General features: G+C 51.3%; 14 protein-coding genes. 13 read left to right on the top strand and 1 reads right to left on the bottom strand.

All coding sequences use genetic code 11. From position 1 onward, the window contains the following. Positions 1 to 68: 68 nt before the first annotated feature. Entirely contained in the window at positions 69 to 1,628 is a 1,560-nt protein-coding gene (gene spoVB, locus CFI03_RS11280; protein ID WP_248757475.1) for a stage V sporulation protein B, read from the bottom strand. A gap of 197 nt (positions 1,629 to 1,825) precedes the next feature. On the opposite strand from spoVB, the gene CFI03_RS11275 reads away from it, so the two are divergent. From CFI03_RS11275 to dtd, 13 genes are all read left to right on the top strand, one after another. Continuing rightward, on the top strand, positions 1,826 to 2,065 hold the full coding sequence (locus CFI03_RS11275) for a post-transcriptional regulator (protein ID WP_127494535.1): 240 nt from the start codon (positions 1,826 to 1,828) through the stop codon (positions 2,063 to 2,065). Between the two features lie 95 nt (positions 2,066 to 2,160). Next, positions 2,161 to 3,393, top strand: a complete 1,233-nt coding sequence (gene secD / locus CFI03_RS11270) for a protein translocase subunit SecD (RefSeq protein WP_201007643.1) — start codon at positions 2,161 to 2,163, stop codon at positions 3,391 to 3,393. Then, a complete protein-coding gene (gene secF, locus CFI03_RS11265; protein ID WP_201007644.1) occupies positions 3,383 to 4,303 on the top strand; it encodes a protein translocase subunit SecF in 921 nt (306 codons plus the stop codon). Before secD ends, secF begins: the two co-directional genes overlap by 11 nt. Positions 4,304 to 4,399: 96 nt before the next feature. Continuing rightward, entirely contained in the window at positions 4,400 to 5,290 is an 891-nt protein-coding gene (locus tag CFI03_RS11260) for a cation diffusion facilitator family transporter (RefSeq protein ID WP_248757474.1), read from the top strand. Positions 5,291 to 5,315: 25 nt separating this feature from the next. Continuing rightward, a complete protein-coding gene (gene recJ, locus CFI03_RS11255; protein ID WP_248757473.1) occupies positions 5,316 to 7,349 on the top strand; it encodes a single-stranded-DNA-specific exonuclease RecJ in 2,034 nt (677 codons plus the stop codon). Positions 7,350 to 7,394: 45 nt separating this feature from the next. Continuing rightward, the gene (locus CFI03_RS11250) at positions 7,395 to 7,907 is read left to right on the top strand and encodes an adenine phosphoribosyltransferase (RefSeq protein ID WP_127494695.1); all 513 of its coding nucleotides are present in this window, start codon (positions 7,395 to 7,397) and stop codon (positions 7,905 to 7,907) included. Positions 7,908 to 8,225: 318 nt separating this feature from the next. Further along, positions 8,226 to 9,185, top strand: coding sequence for an ABC transporter permease (locus tag CFI03_RS11245; RefSeq protein WP_248757472.1), 960 nt, complete (start codon positions 8,226 to 8,228; stop codon positions 9,183 to 9,185). Between the two features lie 37 nt (positions 9,186 to 9,222). Next, entirely contained in the window at positions 9,223 to 10,122 is a 900-nt protein-coding gene (locus CFI03_RS11240; protein WP_127494525.1) for a carbohydrate ABC transporter permease, read from the top strand. 115 nt (positions 10,123 to 10,237) lie between these two features. Beyond that, positions 10,238 to 11,932 (top strand): extracellular solute-binding protein, encoded by a 1,695-nt coding sequence (locus CFI03_RS11235; protein ID WP_248757471.1) that lies wholly within the window; start codon positions 10,238 to 10,240, stop codon positions 11,930 to 11,932. Positions 11,933 to 12,049: 117 nt separating this feature from the next. Next, positions 12,050 to 12,853 carry a response regulator transcription factor gene (locus CFI03_RS11230; RefSeq protein WP_127494521.1) on the top strand — a complete coding sequence of 268 codons (804 nt, stop codon included), beginning with the start codon at positions 12,050 to 12,052 and terminating at the stop codon, positions 12,851 to 12,853. A gap of 1 nt (position 12,854) precedes the next feature. Then, entirely contained in the window at positions 12,855 to 14,621 is a 1,767-nt protein-coding gene (locus tag CFI03_RS11225; RefSeq protein WP_248757470.1) for a sensor histidine kinase, read from the top strand. 119 nt (positions 14,622 to 14,740) lie between these two features. Next, positions 14,741 to 16,924, top strand: a complete 2,184-nt coding sequence (locus tag CFI03_RS11220) for a RelA/SpoT family protein (RefSeq protein WP_127494517.1) — start codon at positions 14,741 to 14,743, stop codon at positions 16,922 to 16,924. A 17-nt stretch (positions 16,925 to 16,941) separates the two neighbouring features. Beyond that, positions 16,942 to 17,385, top strand: a complete 444-nt coding sequence (dtd, locus tag CFI03_RS11215; protein WP_248757469.1) for a D-aminoacyl-tRNA deacylase — start codon at positions 16,942 to 16,944, stop codon at positions 17,383 to 17,385. Positions 17,386 to 17,472: the final 87 nt, after the last annotated feature.

Here is a 17,472-nt window from a genome sequence, read left to right as displayed (position 1 = left end):
CCTCCCTGCCGTATTTTGAACAGGGGGGCGCTTCCGGTCAAGGCAGCACGGCTTTTTCTTGCAGCGTCTCATTTGAACCATTGTCCCAGAACCGGGATGCGGGCGATATCGTAGCGGTCGATTATTTTCATCCAGACCATTAAGAGCAGATACAGGATTCCGCTGATCATGCAGGCCAGCATCAGATTGATCCATTCGAGCGATAATGGCTGGGTGTTCATCATCCATCTGGCGGCGGCGCCCATAACGATCATGGCTGCTCCAACCTTTACGAAATCGAGAACCTGCATATGGAAGCCAATAAAGCGCAATACGCTGATGCCGTGGAGGACCGTAACGAGCACGATATTGACGTTAATCGCGATAAGTGCGCCGTAAATGCCAAGCTCGGGCTTTGAGGCAAGCATAACGATCAGAACGAGTTTGACGGCAGCCCCGATAAACGTGTTCATCAGCGCTGTTCCGGGCTTGTTCAAAGCTTGAAGAGCAGCCTGCAGGGGAGCTTGCAAATAAATGAATATGCCGATTGGAGCTATTAGCTGGAGCATCGGAGCAATATCTGCTTGATTGTAGAGCAGACGGCAGATCGGTTCGGCAAACAGCCACATCACGACAACAAACGGAGCTCCCGCAACAAGAGCCAGCCGCATCGATTGATGCATGCGGATATGGATTGATGCTTTGTCTCCCTTGGCCGCCGCTTCGGATAACGAAGGAACTAGGGAGGAAGCAAGCGAGAAGGTTAGCGCCGTTGGCAGGAGCAGCAGCGGAATGATCATCCCTTGCAGCGCGCCGTATTGGGCAGTGGCTACACCGGTTGCAATTCCCGCGGCAGCAAGGCTCCGGGCGGTTAGAATCGATTCCAGCAAATAAGACAAGGAGCCAACCATCCGGCTTCCGGTAACCGGAATGGACAGGCCAAGCAAGCGGCGAAGCACCGGGGTATTTTTTTCGGGCAGATCATCGGATGCATGTTTTGGAGCGGAATTGGACTTCCCGCGTTCCTTCGCATATGTCCAGAGAAGAACGGCTAGAGCGCCAATCTCTCCCGCGACAACTCCAAGCATGGCGCCGGCAGCAGCCCATTCGATCCCTCGCGGAAGCAGCAGGGAAGCAAAGGCTAGAGAGCCGATTATGCGGATGACGGTTTCAATGATTTGCGAGGCAGCGGACGGTATCATATTTTGCATGCCTTGGAAGTAGCCCCGGTAGACCGAGGAAACTCCTATGATAAGCATCAGAGGCGTCATGACCATAAACGTCTGATAGACCCTGGAGTCGGTTAGCAGATGGGTCGTAATCCATTTCGCGAAGAGGAGCAGCGCAGCCGTCATCACGATAGCTAGTACGATTGTAAGGCCCATTGCTGTCCGGAAAATTTGTTTGACCCGCGTAGAGTCGCCGCGAGATACGGCTTCAGCCGTCCATTTGGTAATGGCTAGCGGAATGCCGCCTGTTATAACGGTCAGCATAACCGTCAAGAACGGGTAGCTGAGCTGGTACAGCCCGACGCCTTCCGCTCCGATAATTCTCGGGAGAGCAATACGCGGAACAAAACCGAGCAGCCGGTTAATGATGCCGGCGGCCAGCAGAATCATAGCCCCTTTTATAAACGTTTGCTTCGTCATTCGTCGCCCTCATCTCTTCAATAATCCCACCTATTGTATCCGTACATCTTTATGCGCGGCATGTCCGAATCATGAATCATCCAAATTTATCAATTCAAAAGATTCAGCAGGAAAATCGACAAGCGGTAGCGAATAGGTAGGAGGACAGTTATCACTATCGGGATAGGCATTTGCAAGGCCAGAAGGAGGAGACAGCCGTGGGAGATGAGGATCTGAACAGCGCGATCGAACAGCTGTGCAACAGCAAGGCGGAAGAATTTCATCTCATCGGATATGAACATGTAACGGGGAAAGAGATTTGGGAATGCGTAAGCGAGAAGTATAGCAAGACCGGTCAGCCGGAGCTTCATCAGATCGTAAACGATATCTTGTCCTTAAAGGTGACAAAATTTATGAACTTTATGACGCTGAGCGCTTTTCGGGGAAACCATTTCTAACGGAAGGGTTTTCTTTTTTTTGTCGTGCAATTTTACACGCAAGTACAACCTAAGTATAATAGGAATATTGAGATCTTAAGGGGGACTATGTACGTATGAACTGGAAGAGATTAACTGCCTTCCTTGCGGTCGTTGTCATCATGTTTGGCGCTATCGCATGGACGAGCCCGGCTCTTGTCAAAGATATCCGGCTCGGTCTTGACTTGAAAGGCGGATTCGAGGTATTGTACGAAGCCTCACCACTTGAAGGCGGCGAACAGGTAACGTCCGAGTCGCTGAAAGAAACGGCGCATAGCCTGGAGCAGCGGATTGACTCCACGGGTACGACGGAGCCTGAAATTACGCGTGAAGGAAGCAACCGGATCCGCGTGAAAATTCCAGGCGTTACGGATGAAACGGCAATCAGAGAAATGCTGAAAAAGCCGGTTAATCTGACATTCCGCGGTCCGGACGGCACGGTTGAGCTGCAAGGCAACGACTTCGTGCAGAACGGCGCCAAAGTCGAGTTTGACCAATTGGGTAATCCGATGATTACCATCAAACTGAAAGACGCTAAAAAGTTCGAAGATGTAACAACCAAGCTGACGGGCAAAACGTTGTCGATTTACTTGGATGACGAATTGCTGTCCAGCCCGAATGTTAACTATCCAATTACAGGCGGTTCGGCCCAAATCTCGGGTAATTATACCCTGGATGAAGCGAACAAGCTGAAAGATACGATCAATCTCGGCGCATTGCCGCTGAAACTTACCGAAATTTATACGCAAAGCGTTGGCGCAAAGCTTGGTCAAAAATCGCTTGAAGATACGGTGGGCGCGGGTATCATCGGCACGATTATTATTTTGATTTTGCTGATCATCTTGTTCCGCGTTCCTGGTTTTGTAGCCGGTATTACGGTTATTTCCTACACTTGGCTGCTCGTTGTCGTGTTTGAGCTCATGAACGCTACGTTAACCTTACCGGGAATCGCGGCATTTGTACTCGGTATAGGCATGGCGGTTGACGCCAATATCATTATGTACGAACGGATCAAGGAAGAGATTCGCAGCGGCAAGAGCCTGCTGTCTTCCCTGAAGGCCGGTTCGAAAAACTCGTTCCGTACCATTATGGACGCGAACGTAACGAATATCATCTCTTGCGTCGTATTGTACTTCATCGGTAACGGCGCGATCCGCGGCTTTGCCCTGACGATGATTTTCAGTATTCTCGTAAGTATCGTGACCAACATCTTCTTGGCGCGTCTGCTGATTCACTTGCTGATCCGCAGTAACCTCTTTACTAAACCTGGCTACTACGGCGTGAAGGAGGCAGAAATCCGTGCTCTATAATGCAAAGGTTCGATTCGACTTTATTAAACACCGCAACAAGTTTTTCCTGTTCTCTGCTATTTTGACGATTGTCGGCATTTTGATGGTCAGCATCTTCCACATGAACTTCGGGGTTGACTTCAAGGCCGGTACTAATATGGATATTCTCGTAGGCAAAAAGATTACCCAGGCGGAAGCCAAGGATATTTTGTCCCAGCAAGGCTATTCCGACATTACGCCTACGGTTGGAGGCACAAACGGCGACCGGGTCTCGGCTCGGTTCGACGATGTTCTCGAACAGCCGAAAGTACAGGCCATTGAGGATGCTTTCAAAGCCAAATACGGTGATAATGTTTCTTCCGAGGTTAACGTAGTTTCGCCTGATATGGCGCAGGAGCTTGGCGTCAAAGCGATTTACGCGGTTATTATCGCGAGCGTAGCGATTATGCTCTACGTAATGATCCGCTTCGAATGGCGTATGGCGCTTGCGGCCAACATTGCGATTTTGTATGATGCCTTTGTCGTTATTACGATGTTCTCGATTTTCCGTCTTCAGGTTGACCTGCCGTTTATCGCGGCCGTATTGACAACGATCGGTTACTCGATTAACGACAAGATCGTTATCTTCGACCGGATCCGCGAAAATCTTCGATTTGCCAAAACAAAAAATGCCGACCAAATCGGCGATCTTGTGAACCAAAGCTTGTGGCAAACGATGGCGCGTAACATTTACACGGTACTCGCCGTTCTCATTATCGCTACGTGCCTGTTCATCTTCGGCAGCGAATCGATTAAGCTGTTCGCTCTCGCGAAGATGATTGGTCTTGCGAGCGGCGCTTATTCTTCGATCTGTATCGCGGCTCCGCTGTGGATGGTTATGAAGAGCAAGCAAAAGCCGTCTACGAAAGCGGCGGCTAAAAAAGCGGTATAAGCTTTAGCTTCAAATATAGAAAAATACTCTATGAAAAAGTGGAATGGAAGCTGGCTTGTTCCATTACCGGCGTTCCATTCCACGCTGGAGGCATAAATGTCAACCGAACAACGATATGCGAAGGCAAAGCCGGCTGAACAGGCGGGCTTATGGGGAACTGCGGCGCTGGCGTTGTTTAAAGGCATAGTAGGCGGACTCGCGGGCAGCAAATCGCTGCTCGCCGATGCCTTCCGTACGGCGGCAGAATGTGCCGCCGCTTTTGCTTTGTTGTCCGGTAAGCAGGAGGGAAGCAAGAAAACGGCCGCGATGCTCCGGACTGAAGCGCTGACGAAAGTTTTCCTGGCCGTGTTTTTTCTGATTACAAGCCTGGAGATTGGCATTTCCGCCATTCGCTCCATTGCGGAAGGGGTCGATAAACCGCCGCACTGGACCGCGCTTGCCGCCATTCTCCTTAGTTTGCTTGTTCGTGAGATGTTCTTTTCCCAGAAGGAGCGCGGCTCAAGCTTGTATTGCTCGCTTGCGGCGCTTGTTGGAGCAGGGGGAGCCATGCTTGGGAAGGCTGCGGCGCTGCCGGCTTTGTATTATCTGGATCCTGCGGCTGCAATTGTGATTGCAGTCATTGTCATGTTAAGCGGCTATCGCACGATCGCCGGATTTGTAAGAAAAGACGCAAAGGCCGAGATCCAAAGCGAAGACACGGAAATATTGATGCAGCTGATTCAGCGGGTAGAAGGAGTTATTACCGTGGAATCGATTCAAGCCAAGGAACAAGGGCATTACGTTGTTGCCGATATCGTGATCAGCGTAAATCCGCGTATTTCCGTATTGGAAGGCCATGAAATTGCTAAGCGGACGAAGCAGCTGCTGCTTACCCGGTTCGGCCATGTAACGGACGTGACGATCCATGTAGAGCCTTATGATCCCGGTTATCCTTACAAATCGAATCATGATCCGAACCAGGAGCATATGCCAACGCTTCTGCAATAGAATGGAAAGGGGTTGAAACTTTAGCGTGATACAGGCAAAAACACGCTGGAATTTGGCGCCTTGGAATAAAGAGGATGAGCAGCAGGCGGAACGGTTGTCGGCACAGCTCGGAATTCCTCCTCTTGTTGCCAAGCTTCTTGTTCAGAGAGGCTATAAGGATAAGGAAGCGGCGGAAACCTTCCTGCGGGGAGGGGAAGACCGGCTGCATGACCCGTATCTGCTGAAGGACATGAAAGAAGCCGTTGACCGGATTCGGCAGGCGGCGGATAACGGCGAATTCATTCGGATTTACGGGGATTACGATGCGGACGGGGTATCCAGTACATCGCTGCTGATTCATGTATTCCGCGAACTAGGTTATTCCTTTGATTATTATATTCCGCATCGCGCTTTGGAAGGTTACGGCCTGAACACCGGGGCGATTGATCTGGCTGCGGCTGACGGCGTTCGTCTAATCGTAACGGTTGATACGGGCATCAGCGCTTACGAGCAGGTAGAATATGCGAAGTCGCTGGGCATTGATATCGTCGTGACCGACCATCATGAACCGCCGGAGCGGATTCCGGATGCGGTTGCCGTTGTTAATCCGAAGCGGGAGGATTGCCCTTATCCGTTCAAAGGCTTGGCCGGCGTTGGGGTAGCCTTTAAGCTGGCGACGGCTCTTATGGGGCGTCCTCCAATGGAATGGACGGATATTGTCAGCCTTGGCACGATTGCGGACATTATGCCCCTCACCGATGAGAACCGGGTATTGGTCCGTGCTGGACTCGCCCGGCTGCAAAATACCGGCAATACCGGCTTCCGCGCCTTATCGGAAGCATGCGGGATAGAGCTGGATCAAGTGACGTCCACGATTGTTGCTTTTGGCATGGCGCCGCGCATTAACGCCGCGGGCCGGTTGGATCATGCGAAGCGCGCGGTAGAGCTGCTGACGACCGGCGATTACGACGAGGCCATAAGGGTAGCATCTTCGCTGGATGTGCTCAACAAGGAAAGACAACGAATCGTAGACGGCATCGTGAAGGAAGCCGAACAACAGTGGCAGGGGAAACGGGACGCTGCGCAAGCGGCAGCGAGACCCGAGCCTGCCGTCATCGTTCTGGCTGGAGAAGGCTGGAACGTTGGCGTAATCGGAATTGTTGCTTCCAAGATCCTGGAGCGCTATTACAAGCCGGTTATTATCCTTGGCATCGATCCGGACAGCGGAATGTGCAAAGGGTCGGCGAGATCCATTGAAGGCTATGATCTTCATGCCGCGTTAACCGAATGCGACGAGCTGCTGGACCATTACGGCGGTCATCAGGCGGCGGCCGGCATGAGCCTTCACCGCGATCAGCTGCCTGCATTCGAGCAGAAGCTAGGCGAGCTGGCGATGGAATGGATGACGGAGCAGGATTGGATTCCGAAGACGGCTATTGATCTGGTCTGTTCGGTTGGGGACGCAAGCGTCCATACGATCGGCCAGCTTGCTTTGCTTGAGCCGTTTGGAGCGGGCAATCCTTCGCCTAGGCTGCTGCTGCAATCCGCCGAGCTGTCCGACTATCGAACGATGGGCAAGGATGCCAGGCATTTGAAGCTGTCGCTCCGAAGCGGGCGTGCTTCCCTGGATGCGGTAGGATTCGGATTGGGAGAGCTGTCGAATCAGCTGCAGACTGGTCTGCCCGTTGATCTCGTCGGCGAGCTGTCGATTAACGAATGGAACGGCCAGCGCAAAGCCCAACTTCATATTCATGATTTGTATTTCGGGGGAGCGCTTGCGAGATTCCCTGAACGGGAGCACTTCGGACAGGTATACCAGCTGCTCCGAAGGAAACAGCGTATTCCGGCAAAAGGAATCGAAGCCTATCTTTCCGGGCAATGCGGCTGGCCGGAGCAGATGATAACCGTCATGCTGGAGGTATTCCTCGAGCTTGGCTTTATTGCGGTAGACGGCACTCATTTCGTTGTTGCCGAAGCGCCGCAAAAGCGTGATCTTGGTACGTCGCAAAGGTATCAAGAGGCGAAACGCGAAGCCGAAAGGCTGCGTTCGCCGTATGTTCCAAACGAAGTAATGGCATAATTGATATGGGAAGTAGAGAAAGGATTGAACAAGAGAATGAGCGATATTAATTTCAAAGACTACATCCGGGTGATTCCCGATTTTCCGCAACCAGGCATTAGATTCAAAGATATTACAACTCTTCTGAAGGATGGCGACGTATACCGTGCTGCTATCGAGGATATCCGCAAAGCGGTTGAGCATCTGAAAATCGACATTATCGCAGGACCGGAAGCGCGCGGCTTTGTTGTTGGCGCTCCGCTTGCTACGGCGCTTGGCGTTGGTTTTGCGCCAATCCGCAAAAGCGGCAAGCTGCCCGGCGAGACGATTCAGGCCAGCTACGACCTGGAATACGGCAATGACAGCCTAGCGATGCATAAGGACGCGATTTCTCCCGGTCAGCGCGTACTTATTGCGGATGACCTACTTGCTACCGGCGGTACAATCGCGACGTCGATGAACCTTGTCCGCCAGCTGGGCGGCGAAGTGGTTGGCGCCGCGTTCCTGATCGAGTTGTCCTACCTGACGGGCCGCGAGAAGCTGGAAGGCGTGGAAGTGTTCTCCCTCGTAACATACTAAAATCAAGTCTTTACCTTAACTGTCCCTGACGCGTGAGCGTAAGGGGCAGTTTTTTTGATTTCATACACCTTTCAAGAGATGTGAGGTGGAAACGGATTCATTTTCCGGGCTTAAAATGCAACCGCATACATCGGAATGGAGTGTTATGAAAAATAACATTAATCAATTGAAATGTATCATTTTTCGTTGGTCTGGCAAATAGAAACGAACCTTCTCTAATTCTAAAATAAAAGCAAGAGCACTTGCTTCCATCTGAAGCTTAACGAAGCAAGAATCGCAACCAAAAACGTGTTGCCATTCTTTTTGGGGGGACAACGAATGACAGAGATCACCGTAGCCGTTGCAGAGAAACAACAAGCGCTAAAGCGCAAATCCAAGCTGGTACGCTTCGTTAAGCAATGGGATTTGCAGTTGATGGTTATTCCGGCGCTTCTGCTCATTTTCGTATTCAGTTACATACCGATGTACGGCGTATTGACCGCGTTCCAGGATTACAGCATCTTTAAAGGGTTTATGGACAGCCCTTGGGTGGGGCTAAAACATTTCGAAATGTTCTTCCATGCGCCGGAGTTTGAACGGGTGATGCGAAATACGATCATCATCAGCGTATTGAAGCTCTTATTCGGCTTCCCGGCGCCAATCGTTCTGGCGCTTATGCTGAACGAAGTAAAGAACATGTACTTTAAGCGCGTTGTACAGACAGTGAGCTATTTGCCGCATTTCCTATCGTGGGTTATCGTGTCGGGCTTTGCGATGTCGATCCTGTCGGTGGAGAACGGCAGCCTGAATATTCTGCTCCAGTCCGTGCATTTCATCAAAGAACCGATCAGCTTCCTGTCCATTCCGGAATACTTTTGGACGATTATCGTAACGACGGGAGTCTGGAAGGAGATCGGCTTCAGCTCTATCGTCTACCTGGCCGCGATTGCCGGCATTGACCCTAACATGTACGAAGCCGCTTCCATCGACGGAGCAAGCCGGTTCAAGCAAATCTTTATGATTACGATTCCAACGATTATGCCCGTCGTCATCATCTTCCTTATTCTCGCAATCGGAAACCTGCTTAGCGCAGGCTTTGAGGATCTGCTCCTGCTCGGCGTTAATCCGGTGCTGAGAGACGTATCGGATGTGCTGGATACGTACGTGTACAGAACGGGGATAACCGGACAGCGCTTCTCCTATGCGACGGCAGTTGGTTTGTTCAAGGCCGTTATCAGCGTTGGCTTGCTCACCTTTGCCAATCTGCTGGCAAGAAGAACCGGCAACAGCTTATGGTAAGGCAAGCACATAATCGCACAAGGAGGACCGCCCGCGTATGAGAATCAAATCCAGCTTAAGCGATAGAAGCTTATCGATCTTCGTTTATATCAGCCTGACCGTTATCGCCTTCTTTACCTTTTATCCGTTCTGGAACGCCGCGGTAATCTCGTTTAACAAGGGGATGGACACGGCGCTTGGAGGCGTGACCTTCTGGCCGAGGGCTTTTACGGTCGATAACTACGAAATCGTTTTCCAGGACAAACGGATTATCAACGGATTTTATATTTCCGTCATGCGGACGGTGATTGGCACAGCCTGCTCTATTCTGTTTACCGCCATATTCGCTTACGGCATGACCAAGCGCGAGCTGATCGGCCGCAAGTTTTATATGATCGCCTGCATTGTTACGCTCTACTTCAGCGGGGGCATTATCCCGACGTTCCTGTTAATCCGCGGTCTCGGCCTTATGGATAACTTTCTTGTCTTTATCATTCCGGGGTTGATCAGCGTATGGAACATGATTATATTCCGGACCTTCTTCCAGGGACTTCCCAAAGGTCTCGAGGAATCGGCGCAAATCGACGGCTGCGGTTACTGGGCAACATTCTTTCGCATCATTTTGCCGCTATCCGGTCCCGTTATCGCTACGCTCGCCTTATTTACGGCGGTGGGGCACTGGAACGATTGGTTTTACCCAAGTCTCTACATTACGAAGGAAAAGCTTATTCCCATTCAGACGATGCTGCAGCAGATTCTGAATTCCAATATTATGAGCGAACAGTTCTCGCAGCTGGATTCCGCATCCCAGAGCAGGCTCAGCTCGATGAAAAGCGTGACCAGCAAGTCGCTTTCGATGGCTACGATGATGGTGGCTACCATTCCGATTATCGCCGTGTATCCGTTCGTGCAGAAGTATTTCGTAAAAGGGGTATTGGTAGGCTCTTTGAAGGAATAGGGAGCTTGCGTCCAACCAGCGTTTTCAACGTGAAACGGATACGCTTGCCCGGCAGCATGGATCGACAAATCCGCTTCCGCTGAACATAATTAAAAGCATGGGAGAGAGGGGTATTATGAAGATGAGCAGATGGAGGAAATCGGCAACGATTGGACTAGCAAGCGTAATGGCGATCACTTTGGCAATGACGGGATGCTCCAGCGGTAACGGAAACAAGACAAACAACGAACCGGCAGCGACAAACAGCCAAAAGCCGGCTGAAAGCGAGTCGCCTGCGAACACGGCTGGCGATTCGGGAGCATGGAAGCTAGGCAGCGAGCCGCTGAAGTTTTCTTTTTACGGGCATTACGACTGGTATTCGATGCCAGCCTGGGGCGGGGATGAAGCAACCAAATGGATTAAGGACAATATGAAGGTCGATATTACGCCGGTTCAATCGGGCGGCAATGCCGCACAGAAGCTGAACACCATGATTGCCTCCGGCGACCTTCCGGATGTTATCTGGATGGACCGCGGAGCGGATGTAGAGAAGCTGCGCGAAGCGGGCATGCTGGTTCCTTTTGACGATTATCTCGATAAATATCCGAACTTCAAGAAGTGGGTTGGCGAAGAGGCGATCAACATGCTGCGTTCGAAGGACGGCAAGATTTATCAGTTCCCGAACTGGTATACGTCCCAGCCTAACGGCAACGCCGGCTACCTTTTGAATAAAAAGATCTATGAGGAGCTCGGCAAGCCGGCTCTCGAAACAACGGACGATTTCTACAACTATTTGAAAATGGTCAAAGAGAAATATCCGAACGTAACGCCGTTTAACCCGGATTTGGCGATTGACGGCCAAGGACTTGACGTGTTGTATTCGGCCTTTGGTGAGGATTACTCGCCGGCGTATGTTTCGAACCGTGCCGTGCCTACCGGCGATAAGCTCACCTCGCTGTTCCTTGATCCGGTCTTCCGCGAGTCGATGCAGTTCGCAAGCAAGCTGTTCCGCGAAAAGCTGATGTCTCCGGATGCCCTGACGCAAACGAAGGATCAAGTAAAGGAGCAGGCCTATAACGGAACGGCCGCGGTATTTGCCGGCGCTAGCCCAACGGAATACGGCGCGGTTGGCGACGCCGAGCTGAAGAAGAAGGATCCGAATTCCGGTTACATAATGGTGTGGCCGGTTCATAAAGCAGGACTCGATAAGAATAAAATTTGGGCAGGCACTTACACGCAGCTGGGCTGGAACGTAAGCGTCATTACCAAATCGGCTAAAGATCCGGAGAAAATTTTCGCCTTCCTCGATTATTTGACTGGTCCTGAAGGCACGCGCACCTTGTTCTGGGGTCCTGAAGGCATCTATTGGAAAGGCACGGACGCGGACGGTTCCCCAATCTTTACGGATGCTTACACCTCCGACGTGGAAGGCCGCACGAAAATGATGGATGCAACGGTTAACTTCCAATGGAACGGCAACACCGTCTTTATCGATACGTCCAAAATGAAATTCGAGCTGACCTTGCCTGAAGAGCAGCAGTCATGGGAAGCGCGCTGGCAAAATGCGATTACGTGGAAAACGCAGAAGAACGCTACGGAATTCATCAACCTTGCGCCGGCTCCTGATTCCGAGGAAGGCATTATCGCTCAAACCTTCGAAGAGCTGTACAAGGAAGCAAGAGCAAAAGCGCTGTACGCGAAGAGCGATGAAGAGGTTCTTGCGATCCTCGACAAAGCGCAGAAGGATGCCGAAGCAATTGGCTACGACAAGCTGCTTGCTTACAAGACAACGAAATGGCAGGAAAACTTAAAAAGCATGAAAGGCAATTAACATCCAGGCTAATGCTGGAGTATAATTTGGTCAAGCGGTCGGCGCCGTCCCTATGCATAGGGGCGGTTCTGCCGTTTCACGGCTTAACCACTCTGCGTGAACGGGGGAAGATGCCTCATGTATAAAGTGTTGATTGCGGATGACGAAGTGCTTGACCTGGAAGGCATGCGTTTGTTTATTCCCTGGACCGAGCTTGGGCTTGAGGTTGTGGCAGCCGTCAACAACGGCTTTGACGCTTACGAGGTATTGAAGGACGGGGAGATCGATATTCTCGTTACGGATGTGCATATGCCCAGCATGTCCGGACTGGAGCTTGCGCGCAAGGCGCAGGAGACCGAAAGCTGCTCGGGGCTTAGAGTGATTTTCGTCAGCGGGTATCAGGATTTTCATTACGTTAAGCAAGCCTTGTCCCTTCGGGCATACAGTTACGTGCTGAAGCCGATGGACGATTCCGAGCTCGTTGACGCGCTGGTTCACGTGACCAAGGAGCTGGATGAAGTATCGAGAAAGCAGGAAGAAGAAAGGCAATGGCGGGAGGCTGCCAAACGTACGGCTCCCCGATATCAGCCGCTGCCTCAGACCGATACCGTTGAACCGGGCAAGCATACGAAGCTTATTTTGGAAGTAACCGCCTATATGAAGGAGCATCTGAACCGTTCCCTTACGCTCAAGGAAGTGGCCGACAGGTTCGCTTTTTCCCCTAATTATTTGGGTCTGATGTTCAAGGAAGAGATGGGGGTAGGCTTTAGCGAATATGTCATTACGATGCGGATGGAGAGGGCGGGAGAGCTGCTGAAGGATCCGAAGGTAAAAATATATGAGGTCGCTGACCAGGTGGGTTACCGCTACATGCCTTATTTCAGCCGGCAGTTTAAAGAAACCTTCGGCATGACGCCAATCGAATTCAGGAGACACCGCTAATATGACGCAATCGCCGCTTACAGGCACTAATCATCCCCGCAAGTTTATTCCGTTTGGCATCAAGCTGCTGATCTCTTATATGATGCTGATCATTATTCCAATCTTTCTGCTGGGCTATTTCGCCAGCGACATCATGACGGATTCGATCCGTTCGAATACGACGAACACCATTAAAGGAACGTTGAAGCAAATCGAAGATAACGTCGTCTATAAATTGGAGGATACGGTCCGCTTATCCGATCTTCTCTATTATGATACAACCTTGTCGAAGCAGCTGCTGCACTACGAGGAAGGCTGGGTCAGCTATGAAGCAACAACCAAGCTGCTGCTTCCGAAGTTCCGGCAGACCATCGAATCGACGAACCGCAGCATGTGGCTGACCGTTTATTTGCGCAATGAGACATTGCCGGAGGTTTACTACGACAGCAAAAATATCGATCCTCTTGCCTTGAAGGGCAAGTTCTTCGACCTGCTTCATTTGAATCGGATTACGCAGAAGCCCTGGTACGAATCATACCCCGCCGAGCAATACGGAGAGACGAAACAGTGGAAACAGATTGAGGATGACGATCGTTATAACCGGATATCGCTTCTCCGGAGGTTAGTTGATCTGGAGTCGGCCAAGCCGAAAGAGATCGGCTTTATGCGAATCAGCGTCTATTTGTCCGATTTGTTCCAGAGCGTGGATTCCCGCAAGATTGGCGCAGGCAGCACCCTGTTTATTACCGATGGCAGCCGGAATATTTTGTATGCATCGGGAGCAACCGAGCAGTCGACGGAGCAATTGTGGGATGAGGGGAGAGGCAAAAATTATCTCGTTATCCGGCAGCCGCTTCCCGGTCTGAATTGGAGTCTCACGGCAATGGTTCCATCCTCGGTGTTAGAGAAGGATACGCAAAAGGTCAAGCTGTTGACGCTGATTATTTGCAGCGCGAGCTGCGTACTGATTTTGCTGGTCGCGACGTTTGTCTCGAGAACGTTTTCACGGCGGGTGTTAAAGGTGATGTCCGTACTTCAATCCTTCCGTCAAGGAGACTTTCAGCGGCGGATTCATTACAGTGGAAACGATGAATTTACGACGATTGCGTCTTCGCTTAATGAGCTGGGCAAACGAACGCAAAACCTGATTGAAGAGGTCTACACGACAAATTTGAAAAAGAAAGAGGCGGAGCTGGAGACGCTTCAAGCGCAGATCAATCCGCATTTTTTATATAATACGCTTTCCTCGATCAGCCGGCTGGCAAAATTCGGGCAGGTCGAAAAGCAGCATCAGATGGTCATGAATCTGGCCAAGTTTTACCGGTTGTCCTTGAATGAAGGCCAGACCATTATACCAATCGGCAAGGAAATCGAGCAGGTTCGGGCTTACATGGACATCCAGCAGATTAAATACGGCGACAGGGTCCGAATCGACTATAATATTTCCCCGGAAATTGTCGAACTCACGACCGTCAAGCTGATCGTTCAGCCTTTTGTTGAGAATGTGCTCGAGCATGCTTGGCGCGGAGACCAGATTGATATGCACGTGAGCGGCTATCTGGAGGGGGAGGTTGTCCATTTGATTATTGCGGACAACGGCAATGGTATGCCTCAGGAGACGATTTTCCATATATTTAGCGGAGAAGGAGCGGAACGCGTAGGCTACGGAATCCGTAATGTACATGAGAGGATCCAGCTTTATTACGGCAAAGAATTTGGCGTGGCGATTGAGAGTGCGGAAGGTGAAGGCACGCGTGTTCATATTCGCATTCCGGCCGATTCCGTTTAGCTTCCCCGCGCGAAATTTGGTGAGGGATGCAGGTTGACGCGGATGCCTACTTCCAGCATAATATTAAGAAAACTCGGAAAATGCGCGAATCGGAGTCAAGCGTTCGGAAAGGACAATTCATGGGCATAGAGCAGTTAATCGAAAAGGCGTCGGCCTATATAAAAGAACAGGATCTTGTACGCATCAGGGAAGCCTATGAATTTGCGGACCAAGCCCACCACGGACAAGTGCGCAAATCGGGTGAGCCTTATATTCTTCACCCTGTTGCCGTTGCGGAAATTATCGTGGATATGCAAATGGACGTACTGTCGATTATTGCAGCGCTGCTGCATGATGTGGTAGAAGATACGACAGTTGACCTTGAGGTCATCCGCGCGAATTTTGGCGAAACCTGCGCGATGCTGGTCGACGGACTTACGAAGCTCGAGAAGATCAAGTTCCGTTCGAAGGAGGAGCAGCAGAACGAGAATTACCGGAAGATGTTCCTGGCGATGGCGCAGGATATCCGGGTTATTCTGATCAAGCTGGCGGACCGCCTTCATAATATGCGCACGCTGAAGTTCCAGTCCGAGGAAGCACAGCGTCGGATCGCCTACGAGACTCTGGAAATCTTTTGCCCGATTGCTCATCGTCTCGGTATTTCCGCGATTAAATGGGAGATGGAGGATATCGCTCTGCGGTATTTGAATCCGCAGCAATACTACCGGATCGCGAATCTGATGAAGAAGAAGCGGGCGGAGCGCGAGCTGTTTATCTCCGATGTAATCGGACGGATCAAAGAGAAGCTCGAAGAAATGGGTATCGACGGGGATATTTCGGGTCGTCCGAAGCATATATACAGCATTTACAAGAAAATGACCGTCAAGAACAAACAGTTTAACGAGATCTATGATTTGATGGCGATCCGGATTATCGTAGACAATATTAAAGATTGTTATGCCACTCTTGGCATTATTCATACGTTGTGGAAGCCGATGCCGGGACGGTTCAAGGACTATATCGCGATGCCGAAGGCTAACATGTACCAGTCCTTGCATACGACGGTAATCGGACCAAACGGGGAGCCGACGGAAGTGCAGATCCGTACCTGGGATATGCACCGCACCTCCGAATACGGTATCGCAGCCCATTGGGCTTACAAGGAAGGGACTATTGTCCCAAACAACAATTTCGAGGACAAAATGTCCTGGCTCCGCGAAATTATGGAGCTTCAGAACGAAGCGCGCGACGCCTCGGAATTTATGGAATCGCTCAAGATGGACTTTTTCGCCGATCTTGTATTTGTGTTTACGCCAAGCGGCGAAGTCATTGAGCTGCCTGCCGGCTCGGTACCGCTGGACTTTGCCTACCGGATCCATACGGAGGTCGGCAACCGGACGATCGGCGCGAAGGTCAACGGTCGGATTGTACCGCTTGACCATAAGCTGAAGACCGGCGACATTATCGAGATTTTAACGTCGAAGCATTCCTACGGTCCTAGCCAGGACTGGGTGAAGATCGCGCAATCTTCCCACGCGCGCAGCAAGATCCGCCAATGGTTCAAGCGCGAGAAGCGGGAAGAGAACGTGGCCAAAGGCCGTGATCTGCTCGAGCGAGAGCTGAAGCGCCTGGGCGTTGAGCCGTCTGCCTGGATGAGCGACGACAAGCTGCAGGAAGTGGCGAACAAGTTCAATTTCAACGATATCGAAGATATGATGTCGGCTATCGGATTCGGCGGCATTACGGCTGCCCAGATCTGTACGCGTCTGACGGAGAAGCTTCGCAAGGAGGCGGAGAAATCCAATCTGATTGAACTGACCTCCGAGCCGAAGGAGATGAAATCTCCGGGCCACCGCAAGAACCGTCCGACCAACGGCGTAACGGTAAAAGGAATCGACAACTTGCTGGTCCGCTTTGCGCGATGCTGCAACCCGGTTCCGGGAGATACGATTATCGGTTATATCACCCGCGGCAGAGGCGTGTCGGTTCACCGGATGGACTGCCAGAACATTCCGTTCAATTCGGAAGGTGAAGAGGCGGACCGCGTCATCGAGGTGGAGTGGGAGGATTCGATTGAATCCAACTATAGCGTAGATATCGAGATAACCGGACATGACCGTTCGGGACTTCTGAACGAAGTTCTGCAGGCCGTGTCCGAGAGCAAGACGAATATTTCGGCCGTTACGGGCCGTTCGGTGAAGAACAAAATGGCGATGATTCATATGACCGTGCTTATCCGTAATATTGATCATTTGTCCTCGGTAGTAGAGAAAATCAAACGCGTTCAGGATGTTTACTCCGTTCAGCGCATTATGAACAGCTAGTTGGAGGTTTACCCGCAGTGAAGGTAGTTGTGCAACGCAGCAAGCAGGCAAGCGTAACCATCGACGGGGAAGTCGTTGGGGCAATCGATAACGGTCTCATGCTTCTCGTCGGAATCACGCATGAAGACACGGAAGAGGATATCCGCTGGATGGCGGATAAGGTAGCGGGTCTGCGGATCTTCGAGGACGAGAATGAGAAAATGAACTTCTCCGTCGTTGACGTCGGCGGACAGATTTTATCGATTTCGCAGTTCACGTTGTACGGGGACAGCAGGAAAGGGCGGCGTCCGAACTTTATGGCTGCCGCGCGTCCGGAGCTGGCGGAACCGCTGTACAATCGGTTCAACGAGCAGCTTCGCGCGGCAGGCCTGATCGTTGAGACGGGCCGTTTCGGCGCGATGATGGATGTCGCTCTCGTGAACTCGGGACCCGTGACATTAATTATCGACAGCAAGCAGTAAATAGCGGGTAAGATAGGCTCCGGCTGGCAACAATAGAGACAGGCATGGCTTAATCGGCCTCAAGTATCTGTTGGCAGAAGGAGCTTA

The sequence above is a fragment of the Paenibacillus sp. ATY16 genome (assembly GCF_003399985.2).
Classification (GTDB): domain Bacteria; phylum Bacillota; class Bacilli; order Paenibacillales; family Paenibacillaceae; genus Pristimantibacillus; species Pristimantibacillus glycanilyticus.
The sequence above is the reverse complement of the archived record's forward strand: the minus strand, read 5'-3'. Positions and strand labels throughout refer to the sequence as shown.